The sequence below is a fragment of the Clostridium manihotivorum genome (genome assembly GCF_004015185.1).
GTDB lineage: Bacteria > Bacillota > Clostridia > Clostridiales > Clostridiaceae > Clostridium_AR > Clostridium_AR manihotivorum.
The window spans coordinates 5,129,221-5,146,899 of sequence record NZ_CP025746.1 but is presented as its reverse complement, the minus strand read 5'-3'; the positions used below and the strand labels follow the sequence as shown (position 1 = coordinate 5,146,899).

The window sequence follows — 17,679 nt, the reverse complement described above, 5'->3', positions numbered from 1 at the left end:
AATTTTTATGTAGTTGGAAAGTGGTGAAACAAATGAGGAAAAGAAAATTTATTTGCATACTGTTAGAGATATTTATATTTACATCAATGTTTCAAGGCTGCTGGGATATGAGAGAAATAAACGAATTAGGCTTAGTAATGGCCGTTGGAATAGATAAAAAAGGAGATAATGAATTCTCAGTAACCCTTCAGGTTGCAAAGCCTAATGAAGCAGGAAGTAGCAATCAAGGTTCAGGAAGTGAACCAACCTGGGTTGGAACAGCAGATGGAAAGACTATTTTTGATGCCATAAGAAATGTTGCAAAGATATCTTCAAGAAGAATTATGTGGGCACATAATAATATAATCATAATTGGCGAAGATGTAGCTAAAGATGGTATAACACCATTAGTAGATTTCTTTACCCATAATGTTGAGTTAAGGATGAAGACCTGGGTTGCTGTGGTAAATGGTGATGCTAGAAAGTATATTGAGGCCAAGACAGGAATGGAAAGTATTCCAGCACTAGCCTTAGCTAGACTTTATAAATATAATGAACTTCCAGGAAAGAGTGTAAAGTCGGATATGTTAACTGTATTTAGAGACTATAAAAGTGATACTCAAGAAATGATAATATCTCAGCTTAATATGGTGCCAAGTGCATCAAAAACTGATGCACAGGTGGAACTTGCAGGAGCAGGAGTTTTTAAGCATGATAAACTTGTTGGTTTTTTAACTCCAGATGAAACAAGAGGTATCAATTTTGTTAGACATAAATTAAGAAATTCAATTATATCAGTAGCTTCTCCTTTACTAGATGATAAGAGGGTTGCTGTTGAGCTTGGCAATATAAATACTGACATAAAAACAAAGATTATTGATAATCTTCCTCAAGTAAATATAAAGATTTCTACAGATGGTAATATTGCAGAACAAGATAGACCATCAAATATATCAATTGAAGTTTTTAAGAAAGAAATTGAAAACCTGCTTCAAGCAAAGATAAAGGGTGATGTTGAAGATGCGCTAAGAAAGTTGCAGACAGATTTCAATAGCGATGTGGTTGCTTTTGGAAGAATTATTCATATACAAAATAAAAATGCTTGGAATAAAAACTTGCAGTATAAGTGGAGCGAAACATTTAAAAAGGTACCAGTAAAAGTAGAAGTGAAGGTAGATATAAGATCTAGTTCATTATTCCAAATTCCAATGCAGGATGAAAAAATTAGTGAAGGTGGGCAAAAAATTGAAGGCAAAGATAAGTAAATTGCAATATTTTTTCTTGATACCAAACCTTATGTATGGTAAGGCCATTGGGATAACCTCAGGAATAGTAGTCAGAAAGGTAGGAGCAGATGCATGGACTGCCATGCTTATAGGATTTATAATCGGTACCTTATTTGTTATGTTGTCTAGCATTTTAGCAATAAGATTTATGGATAAGAATATAGTTGAGTTCACTAAAGAACTTATAGGACCAAGAACATCCTTTTTTTTAGGGGTTGTTCTTAGTCTATATTTTATCATATCATTTACCATATCTTGTAATGTTCTAACACTGCATCTGAAGGAGTATTTACTTCCTCAGACGCCATTTATTGTGCTTTGTATATTATATATAGTTTTGTGTACATATGGAGCTTTTTTAGGCATAGAGCCTATAATAAGATTCTCCTTTTTTGGGTTTATAATGACTATGTTAATTAATATAACTATGATTGCAGGTACTATAAATGATTTTAAATTAGAAAATTTGAGACCTATTATGGATAGAGGAATTGTGGCAAATATTATGGCGAGCCCCTATGTATTTATAGATATATCAATGGTTATATTATCAATATTTATAATATATCCCATAATATCTGATAAGAAAGATATAAATAAAATAACCTTTTGGGGATTAATTTTAGGAATAGTTAGTGTAATAATATGGCCGATTTTTGAGACTGGTGTTCTTGGTGCTGATGTTATGAAGCAATTTGTAGTTGTATGTATGCAACAGGTAAGAAGTGCTGAACTTACTCAATACTTACCTAGATATGAGTTGATTATGGTTAGCTTTTTTGTATGGGGATTATTTGTTCAGTCCGTGGTAATGTTGTATTGCTCTATGTATACCATGAAGCAAGTTACAAAGATAAAAAATAATTTATTAATACTACTTCCATTGAGTCTTGTTTCAACTGTTATAACTTATTATCAAGGAAGAGATCATAACGTCTATATAAACTTTCTAAGCGGTATATGGACTCCTATATCATTTGGTTTAGCTATACTAGTGCCGTTAATTTTATTTGTATGCATGATTTTTAGAAAAAATCGTGTTAACAGATGAATAATATTAACAATATAGCTTTACTAATTAGATAGTATTACACTTTATATAATTATATTATTAGAATTATATAAGGTTTTATCCTTATTATTAATCAATTTCTTAAAGGGAAAAAGCCCAGATAATGTTAAAGCATATCTGGGCTAAACTTTTTTACTGATTAGAAAAATATAAAAATTTTTGCTAGTTAAACCTAGTAATTACAAGGGGTTATAACAGCTGTTTAGGTGCTAAGATTGTTTAAAATTAATGAAGCTGAAACTGAATTTATAGAGTACAGTATTATTGGATTTTCTGAGTTGTTTATTAATTCTACTGTCTGTGAAGTGGCTAGTGGAATTATTGCTTGCCCTACTACTAGGTTTGTAGGAGTAGGATGAGTATAAACACTTACATCTACAATTTGAGTTCCGTTGAGTCTAAGAGCTATACTTTCAAGGTTTGTGTCTGAGGCTATAACTATAAATTTAGCTTCATACAAACCAGGAGTTACTATAGTTACAAAGGTTGATATAGGAGTAAATCCAAAACCATTTTGTACTGCACCATTAAAAGGAACAGGAGAACCTGGGTTTACTACACCACCTATATTATTATAGAAATATCCGTAAGCGCTTAAACCTGCGCCAGTAGGACCAGTAACGCCAGTAGGGCCAGTAACACCAGTAGGGCCGGTAGGACCAGTAGCACCGGTAACTCCGGTAGGGCCAGTAACACCAGTAGTGCCGGTAGGACCAGTAGCGCCGGTAACTCCGGTAGGGCCAGTAACTCCAGTAGCGCCGGTAGGACCAGTAGCGCCGGTAACTCCGGTAGGGCCAGTAGCGCCGGTAACTCCGGTAGGACCAGTAGCGCCGGTAACTCCGGTAGGGCCAGTAACTCCAGTAGCGCCGGTAGGACCAGTAGCGCCGGTAACACCAGTAGCGCCAGTAACTCCAGTAGCGCCAGTAACACCAGTAGCGCCAGTAGGACCAGTAGCGCCGGTAGGACCAGTAGCGCCGGTAACTCCGGTAGGGCCAGTAACTCCAGTAGCGCCGGTAGGACCAGTAGCGCCGGTAACTCCGGTAGGGCCAGTAGCGCCGGTAACTCCGGTAGGACCAGTAGCGCCGGTAACTCCGGTAGGGCCAGTAACTCCAGTAGCGCCGGTAGGACCAGTAGCGCCGGTAACACCAGTAGCGCCAGTAACTCCAGTAGCGCCAGTAACACCAGTAGGGCCAGTAACTCCAGTAGCGCCGGTAGGACCAGTAGCGCCGGTAACACCAGTAGGACCAGTAGAGCCGGTAACACCAGTAGCACCAGTAGGGCCAGTAACACCAGTAGCACCGGTAGGGCCAGTAGCACCAGTTGGACCAACAATAGGTTGATAGAATATCTTTAGTATAGGAGGATTGGAGCTTTCCTTAGAAGAAAATGCAGATAATGAATTTGTAACCTCTTCGCAGCCTCTTATTGTTATTCCATAATTATCATAGAAGCCTAAAGCCCAACCTTTAACTAAATCTGTTATATCTATGCCTATATATGAATATTTATCTCCTCTATTTACATCTCTGGTGTATCCTGTAGGTTCAACTGTAGGAGCGTTATTCCATATTACAGAGTTTTCATTAAAATCTTGTGTATTTCTATATATTGTAATTGCAGAATCTCTAAAGGCACAATCTTTTAACTTGATATCATCAACATACAAGTATAAAGTTGCTCTTGATATCATTGTTCCATATGGAATTGTGGGGTTTAAATTGAATTTTATTAAGGTTCTAAATATATTACAATTACAATTATACCTTGTATAATTGCCTACCAACAAAAATGCTGATGATGAGAAATTTTCATTAGGGTTTAAGCTTGAAATATAGGCATCATCAGTTGGTAACAGATTGATATAAGCCATAACTTTAAATCACCTCACTATAGTGATAATATTAGATAACTACATTTGGTATAATATTATTAATCTATAGATTGAATAAATAATGTAGCGATTCTTTCATGATGCAAGCAGTTTGACATGATAACCCAATCTAGAATCTTCTAGTATAGAATATGTAATTTGAAGACAATTTGTGTCTAAATTTGATATAAATTACTGATGTATTAAAGTATATGAATTTATAAGGAGTAGTGATACAATGTGCGGAAGATTTTATCTTAATAAAAACTTTTTAGTAGAAAATACTGAGCAATTTACTTCAGAGCATGGAGAAAAACTTCCTTCTAATACGGCTTTAGTTATGACTTATGAAGAAAGTGAGACTATGAAATGGGGGTTACCTTATGAGAAGACATTGGTGATTAATGCTAGGTCGGAAAGTTTATTTCAGAAAAAGATGTTTTCTGAATGCATAAAAAATAAACGGTGTGTGATTCCAGCAAGTTGGTTTTATGAATGGAAAAACGGTATAAAGTATAAGATTAGTTTAGAAAAAGAGAAAGTTTTCTACATGGCTGGTATATATAATAAATTTATTGATAAAAATGGCGAAGTATCTAATGGTTTTGTCATAATAACCACAGCTTCTAACAATGAAATGAGCGAGATACATCACAGAATGCCAGTGATGTTAAGTGATGATGAGAAAGACGAATATCTAGATCCAGATACAGAAATGCAAGAAATAAAAAAGCTGTTAAAAACTATTGATGATGGAGTACTTGCTATAACTGCGGATAGTGGAAGTGAGCAGTTGACATTATTTTAATAAGAAATATAACTGCAAGGCAAATGTTAGGTAGATGAAGCTTGCTAAGTGTAAACAATATACGAAAAATAACTATGTTACTTTTATATATTAAACTTTTATGGTAAAATATAATAAATTTAATAATAAAATATTTTTTTAGGAGGTAATTGTGGTGAAGAGTATAGTAGATTGTGCTACTTTAAGTAATGGTGTAAAGATGCCATGGTTAGGCTTTGGTACATTTAAGGTAAGTGATGGTAAGCAAGTTGTTGACTCAGTAAAAGAGGCATTAAGACTTGGCTATAGACATATAGATACTGCTGCGGTATATAAAAACGAGGAAGGAGTAGGGTTAGGTATAAAAGATAGTGGAATAGCAAGAGAAGAAATATTCCTAACAAGCAAGGTTTGGAATTCTGATCAAGGTTATGAGTCAACCCTTAAAGCTTTTGAAACTTCTATCAATAAGCTAGGTACAGATTACTTAGACTTATATCTAATACATTGGCCTAAAGCCTTAAATAGAGAAACTTGGAAAGCATTAGAAAAGCTATATAAGGATGGATGTGTAAGATCAATAGGAGTAAGCAACTTTAAAGTTCATCATCTAGAAGATCTGAAGCAGGTATCAGAAATAACACCTATGGTAAATCAAGTGGAGTTCCATCCTCAGTTCCCACAGGACGAAGTTTTAGCTTACTGCAAAAAGAATGATATCCAATTAGAGGCTTGGGGACCATTGATGCAAGGAAAGATCTTTGATATACCTGTAATGAAGGAACTTTCGGAAAAATACAATAAAAGTATATCTCAGCTTGCTTTGAGATGGGATTTGCAAATGGGTGTTGTAACAATACCTAAGTCGGTAAATCCTATTAGAATAGAAGAAAATATGAAAATATTTGACTTTGAAATAACTAGTGAAGATATGGAAAAGATAGCATCTATCAACACTGGAGAAAGAATAGGACCAGATCCAGATCTAATAACATTTTAAAAAATAAAAATTTATATTGATTTTTTCTTCGACATGTTATAACATATTTTGTGTAAGATAAATGCGAACAATTAGTTAACAATTTAATACAACGTTCACATCGTATATGCTTAATAATAAGGATTAAGCGTTTCTACCGGGAGGCCGTAAACTACCTGACTACGAATGTGCAGTTACTTGTAAAATTATAAGAAATACTGTAATTTTATTATTTTCGTAATTGTATATTCCTGGGCAGAAAGTTGCTCAGGAATTTTTTGCTTTTAATGAATCTTTTTATCTGAAAGGATGTATTGTATGAAATTACTCAAGGAAAAGATATTAGCTGATGGAAGAGCTAGAGGGTCAAATATTTTAAAGGTTGACAGTTTTTTAAATCATCAGTTGGATATTAAGTTATTAAATGAAATAGGTAAGGAATTTAGAGCTAGATTTCAAGAAGAAAAAGTGGACAAGATTTTGACCATAGAAGCTTCTGGTATAGGTATAGCAAGCATAGCTTCACAATATTTTGAGTATGTGCCAGTAGTTTTTGCTAAGAAGACTGATAGCCTAAATATTGATAAAGAAGTTTATGAATCACAAGTACATTCTTTTACAAAAAATAAAGATTACAATGTAATAGTTGGAAAAAGATTCCTAAGTCAAGGTGAAAATGTCTTGATAATAGATGATTTTCTTGCAAATGGTTGTGCAGCAGTTGGTCTTATAAATATAGTAAAGCAAGCTGGTGCAAATGTAGTAGGTGTAGGTATTGTTATTGAAAAGGGATTCCAAAATGGAAGAAAAGAAATAGAAAAATTAGATGTTAAGGTTGAATCTCTAGCAATAATAGAAAAGATGGAAGAGGGAAAAATATATTTTAAATAAATATTTAATTTATTAATTTTATACTTAGGGAGGAAGAAATAAATGAAAAGAGTTTTTAAGGTATTGTGCAGTGCAATAGTAGCATCATCACTTCTTTTAGTTGGATGTGCAAGTAAGAGTGACAGCAGTAGCAGTAAAGGTAGTGACAAAAAGCCTAAGGTTGGATTTCTATATGTTGGACCAGTAGGAGATGGCGGTTTTACTTACTCTCATGATCAAGGAAGACTTTATCTTCAAAAGGAATTAGGTGTTGAAACAGTTGCGAAAGAATCCGTAAAGGAAGATAAAGCAGAAGTCGAAAAAGCTATTGAGGATATGATAGAACAAAATGTTACGGTAATATTTGGAACAAGCTTTGGTTTCCAAGAAGGTATGCTGTCAGAAGCTAAGAAGCATCCAGAAGTAAAATTCATGCATTGTTCAGGTTACGAAACTGCAGATAACTTAGGTCAATATTTCGGAAAGATTCAAGAAATGATGTATTTAAATGGTATAGTTTCTGGACTTAAGACAAAAACTAATACATTAGGTTTTGTTGGTGCCTTCCCAATCCCTGAGGTTATAAGAAATATAAATGCATTTACGCTTGGTGCTCAATCAGTAAATAAGAATGTTAAGGTTAAAGTTAACTGGACTAATACTTGGTACGATCCTGCAAAAGAAAAAGATGCTGCAACAGCTCTAATAGATGCTGGTGCTGACGTAATAGCTCAACATCAAGATACTGCAGGTCCACAACAGGCAGCTGAAGCAAAAGGAGTTTTCTCAGTTGGCTATAACACAGATATGAGCAAGACAGCTCCAAAAGCAAATATGACATCAGCAATATGGAACTGGGGACCTTACTATGTTAAGGTTGTTAAGTCAATAATGGACGGAACTTGGAAGTCAGGAAAGTATTGGGGAGAATACGCTGACGGTGTTGTTGATCTAGCTCCATTAACAGCTAATGCACCAGAAAATGCTAAGGATGCAGTAGAAAAGGCAAAGGCTGATATAAAATCAGGTAAAAACAAAATATTTGTTGGACCAATAAATGATCAAAAAGGTGCTGTAAAAGTTGAATCCGGAAAGACTTTAACAGATGATGAAGTTTGGAACATGAACTGGTTCGTTCAAGGCGTAGACGGTACTATACCAAATCAATAATAGACATTATATAAAATTTTGAATTTGAGCTGAAGAATTCTATTCTTCAGTTCTCTTATATTGTGGAGGAAGATATGAATAAGAAACCTTTAATTGCATTAAAAGGAATAAGTAAAACCTTCGGAAAAGTAGCTGCTAATAAAGACATTGATCTTGATATATACAGTGGAGAAATTCATGCACTTTTAGGAGAAAATGGAGCTGGTAAAAGTACTTTAATAAGTATAATCTCAGGAGTGTATATGCCTGATGGTGGTACTATGGAGTGGAACGGAGAAAAAGTAAGCTTTTCATCACCTAAAGATGCAATGAAGCATGGTGTAGGAACCATATATCAGCACTTTAAACTTGTGGAAGCAATGACTGCAAGAGAAAACATACTTTTAGGTCAAAAAGGGAGCATATTTAGGAATGATAAAAAAGTTGATAAAGATATAAAAACTATTATTGAAACCTATGCTCTTGATGTTGAACTTGATAAGTATGTTATGGACATGTCAGTTGGAGAAAGGCAAAACCTAGAGATATTAAAGGTTCTATATAGAGGTGCAAAGCTTCTAATACTAGATGAGCCAACTACTGTATTTACTCCTCAAGAAACAGAAAAGCTGTTTAAAATTATGAGAAAGATGAAAGAGCAGGGATGTGCACTTATATTTATTTCTCATAAGATGGATGAAGTAATGGAGATTTGCGATAAAATAACTATCTTAAGAAAAGGTGAGACGGTAAAAACCTTAGAAAAAACAGATACTAATCCAAAGGAACTTACTGAAGCAATGGTAGGAAGAGCTGTTGAACTTTCTATTAAGAGAGAGGTATGCACTTCAAAAGATAAATTGCTTACAGTAAATAACTTAGTTGTTCTTAATGAAGAGAAATCCGAGGCAGTAAAATCAATATCTTTCGATATTAAAGCCGGTGAAGTTTTTGGTATTGCTGGAATAGCTGGTTCTGGGCAAAAAGAACTATGTGAAGCTATTGCAGGAATAAGTAATGTGAAATCAGGAAGTATTGTATTTGAAGGAGAAAGCTTAGAAGGGAAAAATCCAAGAGAGTTCGTTAAAAGAGGAATAAGCATGAGTTTCATCCCTGAAGATAGATTAGGAATGGGACTTGTAGGTTCTATGGACATGGTAGATAATATGCTGCTAAAAACTTACTATGCTGAAAAAGGATTTCTAATTAATAGAAAGCCTGTGGCTGAAAAGGCTAAAGCTATTAAAGGAACTTTGGATATAAAGACTCCAAGTATTCATTATCCTATAAAATACCTTTCTGGTGGAAATATTCAAAAGATACTTTTAGGAAGAGAACTTAGTTCAAATCCAAAATTATTGATAATGGCATACCCAGTAAGAGGATTAGATATCAACACTTGTTTTATAATATATAATCTGATAAATGAAGCTAAAGCCAAAGGAACTGCAGTTCTGTTCGTTGGTGAGGATCTAGATGTTCTAATGCAGCTTTGCGATAGAATCATGGTAATGTGTGATGGAGCTTCTAGCGGAATAATAAAAGCTGAAGATGCCACTAGAGAAAAACTTGGACTCATGATGGTTGGAGCAGATGAATAGAATTAGGAGGGGATAGCTTTGGCGAGACTTATTAAAAGAGAAGAAATTAATAAAACAACAAGAATAAAAGTAATGGTTATTGCTATATTATCAGCATTCGTAGTATCTGGCATATTTTTAGCTATATTAGGATATGATCCAATAAGTGTATTTGGTTCCATGGTAAAAGGTTCTTTTGGTTCTGCTTATAGAGTAAGACAGACTATAATAAGAGCAATACCATTAGTTATTGCATCTATAGGTATTTCAGTTGCCTTTAAGATGTTATTTTGGAACATTGGCGGAGAAGGACAAATATTTATGGGAGCTCTAGGTTCAGCCTTGGTGGCTCTTAATATGCCAAATCTTTCAAAACCGCTACTATTATTGCTGATGTTAGTGGCAGCAATAGTTTTTGGTGGATTGTGGTCTTTAATAGCTGGTGTATTGAAGGTTTATTTCAATACAAATGAAACTATAATAACTTTAATGCTCAATTATATAGCGTTAAAATTCATAACTTATCTTCAATATGGTCCTCTTAGAGATAAGAAGGCAATGAATTTTCCTAAGATACCTAACTTTTCTGATAATGCAGTATTGCCTAAATTGTTTAACATACATATAGGATGGATATTTGCAATAATTATCGTAGTAGTATTCTATTTTGTTATGAAGCACTCAAAGCTTGGATATGAGATATCTGTTATAGGTGAAAGTCACAATACTGCAAGATATGCGGGAATAGGTATAAATAAAACTATTTTAAAAGCAATTTTTATAAGTGGTGCTCTTTGTGGTATAGTTGGATTTATTCAAGCTTCAGCAGTAAGTGGAACTCTTTCTACTGAAATAACTGGAGGAGTAGGAAATACAGCTATAATAATTGCGTGGTTATCCAATCTGAATTCTGTTGTAATAATGGTAGTTTCAATACTGTTTGCAGCGCTTTTAGAAGGTGGAAATTATATTCAGACTGCCTTCGGTATACCTAACGCGGCTGCATCAGTAATACAAGCACTTATATTATTCTTTGTATTAGGAAGCGACTTGTTTATGAGATATAAAATTTCTTTTAGGAGGAATAAATAATGAATGTGGTATCATTTTTACATGCTGCAATAATAGCTGGAACTCCTCTTTTACTAGCTACCTTGGGCGAAATACTTACAGAGAAGGTAGGAAACCTTAACCTAGGAGTTGAGGGAATGATGCTTCTAGGAGCAGTAATGGGGTTTATAGTGGGATATAGCACTGGTAGTCCATATTTAGCACTTTTAGCAGCTATAGTTGCTGGAGGCTTTGGAGGCTTTATATTTGGGGCGTTAACTGTGACCTTAAGAGCTAATCAAGTTGTTACAGGCTTAACATTAACCATATTTGGTACTGGTATGTCAAGCCTACTTGGTCAAAAGGTAGTAGGTCAAGTTGTTCCAGAAGGAATAAAGAACTTTTTTGCGCCAATGCCTATACCTCTATTAAGTAAGATTCCATATATAGGACCAATACTATTTACACAGGATATATTTGTCTATATATCATATTTGCTAGCTATTGTTATAGGAATTTATATTTATAATACAAAGGCTGGGCTTAACTTGAGGGCTGTAGGAGAAAATCCAGCATCAGCTGATGCAGTTAGTATTAATGTTGGTCTATATAAATATATAAATATTGTTCTAGGTGGAGCTCTAGCAGGTCTAGGTGGAGCATATCTTTCCTTAGTATATGTGCCAGCATGGCAAGAAAACATAGTTGCAGGTAGAGGATGGATTGCAGTTGCCTTAGTTATATTTGCAGCATGGAATCCATATAAGGCAATTCTAGGGGCATATTTATTTGGAGGTTTGGATATAATAGGATTCAGATTGGGGAAAGTTGCGATAAATCAATATTTCCTATCTATGCTTCCATATTTGGTTACTATAGTAGTATTGGTATTTGTTTCAGCAAAAAAATCAAAGAAGAATTCTCCTCCTAAGGGGCTTGGGAATAATTATTTTAGAGAAGAGAGATAACCCAAATTATAAGTTTTTTGTTGCTTTTTTATTAAACCTGTGATATATTCTACTAGATAACTTAAGAACCTTTAAATCAGTCCAGAGAGGCTGTAAGGAGTAGAATATAATTATAGAAATTATTGTATGTTTTTATAACTTCTTACGGCAGTAAGAAGTTTTTTTTACTATTAAGAAAAATATATAAATTTTTCTTAGCTAAACCTCGTAGCATCAAGGCCTTGGCGTAGCTATGTAGGGTGAACAGTAAAGAATAAAAAGAAGAATAAGTCATACTTTTAATTTAGTCCAGAGAGGCTAAAAAGGAAGCGTAAGCTTCCCCAAAACAAAACAGGGGGGATTTTTTCATGGCAAGTAATGTACAAAAGAAACAAGAAGTTCTTAACTCAAAGGTTGGAAGTATAGATGTTAATGATAAGCTTCCGCTAAAGACAGCAATTCCACTAAGCTTGCAACATTTGTTTGCAATGTTCGGATCATCAGTTCTTGTACCAATTCTATTCAATGTAGATCCATCAATAGTTCTATTTTTCAATGGTATAGGTACTCTTTTATACGCCTTCATAACTAAGAAAAAGATACCTGCATACCTAGGATCAAGCTTTGCTTTTATAGCACCAGTTTTGGCTTTAATGGGAAAAAACTTAAGCTTTGGAGAAATCCAAAGTGGGTTTGTAGTAGTAGGTATAGTTTTAGCAGCCGTAGCTATATTAATAGGTTACACTGGAGTTGGTTGGATTAAGAAGGTTTTCCCACCAGCATCAATGGGAGCAATTGTAGCAATAATAGGACTTGAGTTAGTTCCTGTAGCAGCTGACATGGCTGGTTTTGCAGTAGGCGGTTCAAATACAAAAGTATTTAATCCAACTTGGGCAATCATATCAATGATAACTTTATTAACTGTAATATTATGTTCAGTACTATGTAGAGGATTCTTTAAAATAATACCAATACTTATAGGTATTATAGTAGGTTATGTACTTTCAATAGTTATGGGAGTAGTTGATTTTACAACAATAGGGAAGGCAAGTATAATAGCAATTCCTAAGTTTTCATTGGTAAAATTCAATATGACAGCTATAATAACTATAGTGCCAGCAGCCTTTGTTGTTATGGCAGAGCATATAGGACATTTAGCTGTAACAGGAAATATCGTAGGAAGAGATTTAACTGAAGATCCAGGCTTACATAGATCAATGTTAGGCGACGGTTTATCAACTATAATTTCAGGATTTTTCGGATCTGTACCAACAACTACATACGGTGAAAATATAGGTGTGTTAGCAATAACAAAGGTATATAGTGTATATGTAATAATGGGAGCAGGAGCTTTATCGATAGTTCTAGGTTTCTCAGGTAAGCTTGCAGCTATTATAAAGAGTGTTCCAACTCCAGTAATCGGAGGAGTATCACTTCTACTATTTGGAACTATAGCTATAGCAGGGTTCAGAACTTTTGTAGAAGAAAAAGTTGATTTCTCTAAACAAAGAAACTTAATGTTGACTTCAGTAATATTCGTAGTAGGGTTAAGTGGAATAAAGATTACTTTGGGAACTGTAGAAATAAAGGGGATGGTACTAGCAACTCTTGTAGGTGTGGTGCTTAACCTAGTATTCTTAGTATTCGATAAATTAAACTTAATGAATGAATAAGTAGAATAGCTTTATAATATAAAAAAACACCCAATTTCAACAATTATAGTGTAAGATTATTACTTTAAGAAATATTCTTAACTAAGTTGAAGTTGGGTATTTTATACTGTCTGGGCAATTATGAAAACTTTTCTTAAGTAAAATTGATAATATAAAGGCTTTATAACAGCTTTTTAGGTTAAGCAGTAAAAAAGAGAAATGTTATATAGTTTGAATCGATTTTAACATGAGTATATTTTGGCTGAATGAAAGATAATATGTTTTAAGGCTAAGCTTGTAAATTACATATATGTACATAAGTCATTAATGGAATTCTTAGTAATTAATTACCTGTGTTTGATTGTTATGTTAATTAGGTATTATATTTACTATATTGGTTAATTAGACAAATATCATAAAGTTAAAAAAAGGTTAACTTTATGATAATAATGTTAAAAAAGATTAGAATAAGTTATTAATATTAAAAAATGATTGCAAAAGCTAAAAAAGTTAATAGAACTTAACACAATCTTAACAAATAGCTTGTATCATTAATAGAGTTGAGCAAAATAATGTTAAATCATAGGAGGAAGCTATGTTTAATTTATCACCTAAAAACGACAAATTCTTTGATCTATTTATTTCATTTTCTGAAATCATAAATGAAGCTGCACTTGCACTTGATGATTTCGTTAAGTCTCCAAGTGAGGCAAATGAAAAGTATGAACACTTGAGGGATATCGAACACAAAGGAGACGATAAGCTACATAACATTTTAGATGAAGTGAATAACAGCTTTATCACACCTATCGACAGAGAAGATATCTTTATTATCGGAAAAGCACTTGATGACGTTGTTGATTATATTGAAGACACTGCAGCAAGATTTATGATGTATAATGTTAATGAAGTTAACGAAAACGCTTTGTTAATCTCAAAAAACATAGTAAAAGCTAGTGAAGAGTTAATACTTCTAATGAAGGCTTTTAAGAACATGAAGAATACTACTGAAATAAAGAGCAAAATAGTAGCTGTAAACGTGCTTGAAAATGAATGCGATAGAATATTTAGAGAAAGCATGAAAACATTATTTAGTGGAGAAACAAAGGAAATCAAAATAATCATTTGGAAGGATATCTACGAAGCATTAGAGTATGCCATAGATTCATGTGAAAAACTTGCAAATGTTATTGAAGGAGTTGTAACAAAGCATGTCTAGTTCTGTATTAGTAGTAACTGTTATTGTTGTTGTTCTAGCATTAGGCTTTGACTTTATAAATGGTTTCCACGATACTGCTAACTCGATTGCTACCTCTGTTTCTACAAGAGTACTTACGCCTAAGCAAGCTATACTTATGTCTGCTTTCTTAAACTTTGTAGGTGCATTTATAAGTACTAGTGTTGCTAAGACTGTGGGATCAGATATAGTTAATACACAGTTAATATCGCAGACAGTTGTACTTGCAGCATTGGTTGCTGCAATTATATGGAATCTTATCACTTGGTATTTTGGTATACCTAGTAGTTCTTCACATGCACTAATTGGAGGCCTTATAGGAGCTGCAATAGTTTATAAAATGAGTTTTGCAGTTGTTTATTGGCATAGCTTTTTATTGAAAATAGTATTATGGTTATTTTTATCACCAGTTATAGGTTTTATAATGGGGTATTTATTCATGACTGCTCTAAATTGGATACTAAGAAAAGCTAAGCCAGCCCAAGTTACAAAGTCATTTTCAAAGCTTCAGATATTGTCGGCTGCGCTAATGGCATTTAACCATGGCGGAAATGATGCTCAAAAATCAATGGGTATAATATCGATGGCTTTAGTAAGTGGAGGGCTTATAAGTACATTTCATGTACCTTTCTGGGTAAAGGCTGGATGTGCTATCTCAATGGCACTTGGAACATCAATTGGTGGATGGAAAATTATAAAGACAATGGGTGTTAACATGGCTAAACTTGCGCCAGTTAATGGATTTGCAGCTGAAACTGGAGCTGCTGCAGTTATATTTACTGCGACTATGCTTCATGCACCTGTAAGTACTACTCATATAATTTCAGGATCTATAATGGGTGTTGGTGCATCAAAGAGATTTTCATCTGTAAGCTGGAGTTTAGCACAGAGTATAGCGTGGACATGGGTTATAACAATTCCAATCTGTGCAACGTTAGGTGGACTAACAATATTCTTAATAAAGCTAATATAATTACATAAAGATATATGGTTCCAAAGTGGACTGAAACAACTAATATAGAAACATCTATTATTAGTATTACAGTTCATTTTGGAACCTTTTTGTTTGTCAGAAGATTAAGAAAGTATTTATACTTAAATTAACCGATTTCCAAACGTAGCTTTAACAACATGTTGTTTTTTAAGAAGTAGTATAAGAAAAGTTATAGATTGTTAGAAAGTAAATCTCTCAATACATCTGGATAATTGGTTATTATACCATCCACACCTAAATCTATTAGTTTTGACATATACTCAGGGTAATTAACAGTATAAGTGTTTATTTCAAAGCCTTTTTGTTTTATGTCATCTACAAATTTCTTATCTAGTACGGAGCAAAATTGAGGATGCATAGCATCAGCATTGCAAAGCTTGCAGTAGTCACCAGGCTTATATATCCATGAGTCATATAGTAGGCCGGTCTTTATGTTGCTATCTATGTTTTTTAGCTTTACCATGGAATAATGATTAAAGGAAGAGATTATGACTTTATCTTTTGGATAGTTATACTTATAAAGCAGCTCTAAAGTTATATTTTCTAAATTACTATAAGGTATTATGCTGTTTTTTAGTTCAATATTCATGAATAGGTTATTTCCTTTGGAAAAGGCTATGAACTCTTCTAGGGTTGGTAGCTTCTCACCATTTCCAAAGTCTAATTTTATAAGTTCAGAGTAGTTGTAATCTTTAATAAATCCAAAACCGTTAGAAGTTCTATTAAGAGTTTCGTCATGAATCAAAACTGGAATATTATCTTTAGTCAACTGTACATCTGTTTCAATTCCATCACACTTCGCCTCAAGGGCCTTTTGAAAAGCTAACATAGTATTTTCTGGGTATTGTCCACTAAATCCTCTGTGTGCAATATTAATAGTCAAGATATCACCTCGCAAATATTTATTTTTGGCTATGTTTAATAATACTATTAAAACTAAGTGGATATGTAGCTCATGATTAACTGCATAATTTTAATAAAGTAGCTTAACAGCACCATATAGACTTAATAAAATTAGTTTAGTACATTATTTTTGTATAAACAAGCATCAAGGTATTAAGATGCTGTAAAGTTTTTATATTAAACTTTGATTTTTTACTAAAAAGTTGGTAAAATTTTATTTATGAAGTCAGATGTTGATTTGGGTTTATATATTCATGTAAATAAAAGTAGGAGATAAGTAAAAAAATATGGCGACAATAAAAGATATAGCAAATAAAGCAGAAGTTTCAATAGCTACTGTCTCTAGAGTACTAAATTTTGATGATACTCTTAATGTATCTGATAGTACTAAAAAAAGAATATTTGAGGCTGCGGAAGAATTAAATTATATAACAATGAAACAAAGAAAGAGCAAAAGGAGCATATATAAAATTGGATTGATTCATTGGTATACTGATAAGGAAGAGTTAATCGATCCGTATTATATGTCTATAAGAATGGCAATTGAGAAAAAATGCGCTGAAGAAAGTATTTCCTTTATTAGAATAAATGAGGTTTATAATTTAGTTGATGAGGTGGATGGTTTAATTGCTATAGGAAAGTTCGGGCAAAAAGATATTGATAAATTTAAGAACTTTTCAAAGAATATAGTTTTTGTAGATTGTTCTCCAGATGAAGAAACTTATGATTCGGTAGTTATTGATTTTAGGAGAGCTGTTAATAATATACTAGATTATTTAACTAGTCTTGGCCATAAGAAGATAGGATTTATTGGTGGACGTGAAGTTATAAACCAAGGAACTGAGGATATAGTAGACTATCGAGAGGTAACTTATATTCAATATATGAATAGTAATAATAACTTTAATCCTAATTATGTGAAGTTAGGGAAGTTTACACCAGCTAGTGGGTATGAATTAATGATTGAACTGTTAAGGCAAGAAGAGGTTCCTACAGCAGTTTTTATAGCTAGTGATTCAATGGCTATAGGAGCGTATAAAGCTATAAATGAATTAGGGTTATCAATTCCTAAAGATATAAGCGTGATAGGCTTTAATGACATTTCTACTGCTCAATATATAACGCCTTCTCTTACCACAGTAAAAGCGTATACTGAATTCATGGGAGAAGTGTCTGTAGATCTACTGATAGAAAGGCTAGGGAAAGACAGAGAAATTTCAAAGAAGGTTATAATACCTACTAAGCTTATAGTTAGAGAAAGTTGCAGAGAACCAGGAGAATGTAAAGTAGACTAACATACATTATTACGAAAGATAAGGATGAG

Annotated in this window: 15 protein-coding genes and 1 riboswitch; of the genes, 13 read left to right on the top strand and 2 right to left on the bottom strand. The window is 33.4% G+C overall.

Features of this window, described 5'->3' with window-relative positions; genetic code table 11:
- Nucleotides 1-32 precede the first annotated feature (32 nt).
- Together C1I91_RS23060 and C1I91_RS23055 are read left to right on the top strand one after the other, a co-directional pair.
- Nucleotides 33-1,244 (top strand): Ger(x)C family spore germination protein, encoded by a 1,212-nt coding sequence (locus tag C1I91_RS23060; RefSeq protein WP_128215012.1) that lies wholly within the window; start codon nucleotides 33-35, stop codon nucleotides 1,242-1,244.
- Complete coding sequence (locus tag C1I91_RS23055) at nucleotides 1,225-2,316, top strand: GerAB/ArcD/ProY family transporter (protein WP_164880627.1); 1,092 nt, start codon at nucleotides 1,225-1,227, stop codon at nucleotides 2,314-2,316. The genes C1I91_RS23060 and C1I91_RS23055 overlap by 20 nt, the downstream gene beginning before the upstream one ends.
- A gap of 223 nt (nucleotides 2,317-2,539) precedes the next feature.
- Here the strand turns inward: C1I91_RS23055 and C1I91_RS23050 are convergent, their stop codons facing one another.
- Nucleotides 2,540-4,207 (bottom strand): DNRLRE domain-containing protein, encoded by a 1,668-nt coding sequence (locus C1I91_RS23050; protein WP_128215010.1) that lies wholly within the window; start codon nucleotides 4,205-4,207, stop codon nucleotides 2,540-2,542.
- Nucleotides 4,208-4,445: 238 nt separating this feature from the next.
- On the opposite strand from C1I91_RS23050, the gene C1I91_RS23045 reads away from it, so the two are divergent.
- The 10 genes from C1I91_RS23045 (at nucleotide 4,446) to C1I91_RS23000 (ending at nucleotide 15,431) form a co-directional block, all read left to right on the top strand.
- Nucleotides 4,446-5,015 carry an SOS response-associated peptidase gene (locus C1I91_RS23045; protein WP_128215009.1) on the top strand — a complete coding sequence of 190 codons (570 nt, stop codon included), beginning with the start codon at nucleotides 4,446-4,448 and terminating at the stop codon, nucleotides 5,013-5,015.
- 154 nt (nucleotides 5,016-5,169) lie between these two features.
- Nucleotides 5,170-5,994 (top strand): aldo/keto reductase, encoded by an 825-nt coding sequence (locus C1I91_RS23040; RefSeq protein ID WP_420808442.1) that lies wholly within the window; start codon nucleotides 5,170-5,172, stop codon nucleotides 5,992-5,994.
- Between the two features lie 80 nt (nucleotides 5,995-6,074).
- Nucleotides 6,075-6,177: riboswitch (purine riboswitch) on the top strand.
- A gap of 114 nt (nucleotides 6,178-6,291) precedes the next feature.
- A complete protein-coding gene (locus C1I91_RS23035; protein ID WP_128215008.1) occupies nucleotides 6,292-6,864 on the top strand; it encodes a xanthine phosphoribosyltransferase in 573 nt (190 codons plus the stop codon).
- Nucleotides 6,865-6,906: 42 nt separating this feature from the next.
- Nucleotides 6,907-8,013 (top strand): BMP family ABC transporter substrate-binding protein, encoded by a 1,107-nt coding sequence (locus C1I91_RS23030; protein WP_128215007.1) that lies wholly within the window; start codon nucleotides 6,907-6,909, stop codon nucleotides 8,011-8,013.
- A gap of 74 nt (nucleotides 8,014-8,087) precedes the next feature.
- Complete coding sequence (locus C1I91_RS23025; RefSeq protein ID WP_128215006.1) at nucleotides 8,088-9,593, top strand: ABC transporter ATP-binding protein; 1,506 nt, start codon at nucleotides 8,088-8,090, stop codon at nucleotides 9,591-9,593.
- A gap of 18 nt (nucleotides 9,594-9,611) precedes the next feature.
- Nucleotides 9,612-10,664: an ABC transporter permease gene (locus C1I91_RS23020; protein WP_205694249.1), complete on the top strand. Its 1,053-nt coding sequence runs from the start codon at nucleotides 9,612-9,614 to the stop codon at nucleotides 10,662-10,664.
- Entirely contained in the window at nucleotides 10,664-11,590 is a 927-nt protein-coding gene (locus C1I91_RS23015; protein ID WP_164880626.1) for an ABC transporter permease, read from the top strand. Before C1I91_RS23020 ends, C1I91_RS23015 begins: the two co-directional genes overlap by 1 nt.
- A gap of 347 nt (nucleotides 11,591-11,937) precedes the next feature.
- On the top strand, nucleotides 11,938-13,242 hold the full coding sequence (gene uraA / locus C1I91_RS23010; protein WP_128215004.1) for a uracil permease: 1,305 nt from the start codon (nucleotides 11,938-11,940) through the stop codon (nucleotides 13,240-13,242).
- Between the two features lie 574 nt (nucleotides 13,243-13,816).
- Nucleotides 13,817-14,440 (top strand): DUF47 domain-containing protein, encoded by a 624-nt coding sequence (locus C1I91_RS23005; protein ID WP_128215003.1) that lies wholly within the window; start codon nucleotides 13,817-13,819, stop codon nucleotides 14,438-14,440.
- Entirely contained in the window at nucleotides 14,433-15,431 is a 999-nt protein-coding gene (locus C1I91_RS23000) for an inorganic phosphate transporter (RefSeq protein WP_128215002.1), read from the top strand. Before C1I91_RS23005 ends, C1I91_RS23000 begins: the two co-directional genes overlap by 8 nt.
- Nucleotides 15,432-15,621: 190 nt before the next feature.
- On the opposite strand, the gene C1I91_RS22995 is transcribed toward C1I91_RS23000, so the two are convergent.
- Nucleotides 15,622-16,281, bottom strand: a complete 660-nt coding sequence (locus C1I91_RS22995) for a glycerophosphodiester phosphodiesterase family protein (protein WP_238476058.1) — start codon at nucleotides 16,279-16,281, stop codon at nucleotides 15,622-15,624.
- 361 nt (nucleotides 16,282-16,642) lie between these two features.
- Between C1I91_RS22995 and C1I91_RS22990 the strand changes: the two genes are divergently transcribed.
- The gene (locus tag C1I91_RS22990; protein ID WP_128215001.1) at nucleotides 16,643-17,650 is read left to right on the top strand and encodes a LacI family DNA-binding transcriptional regulator; all 1,008 of its coding nucleotides are present in this window, start codon (nucleotides 16,643-16,645) and stop codon (nucleotides 17,648-17,650) included.
- Nucleotides 17,651-17,679 lie beyond the last annotated feature (29 nt).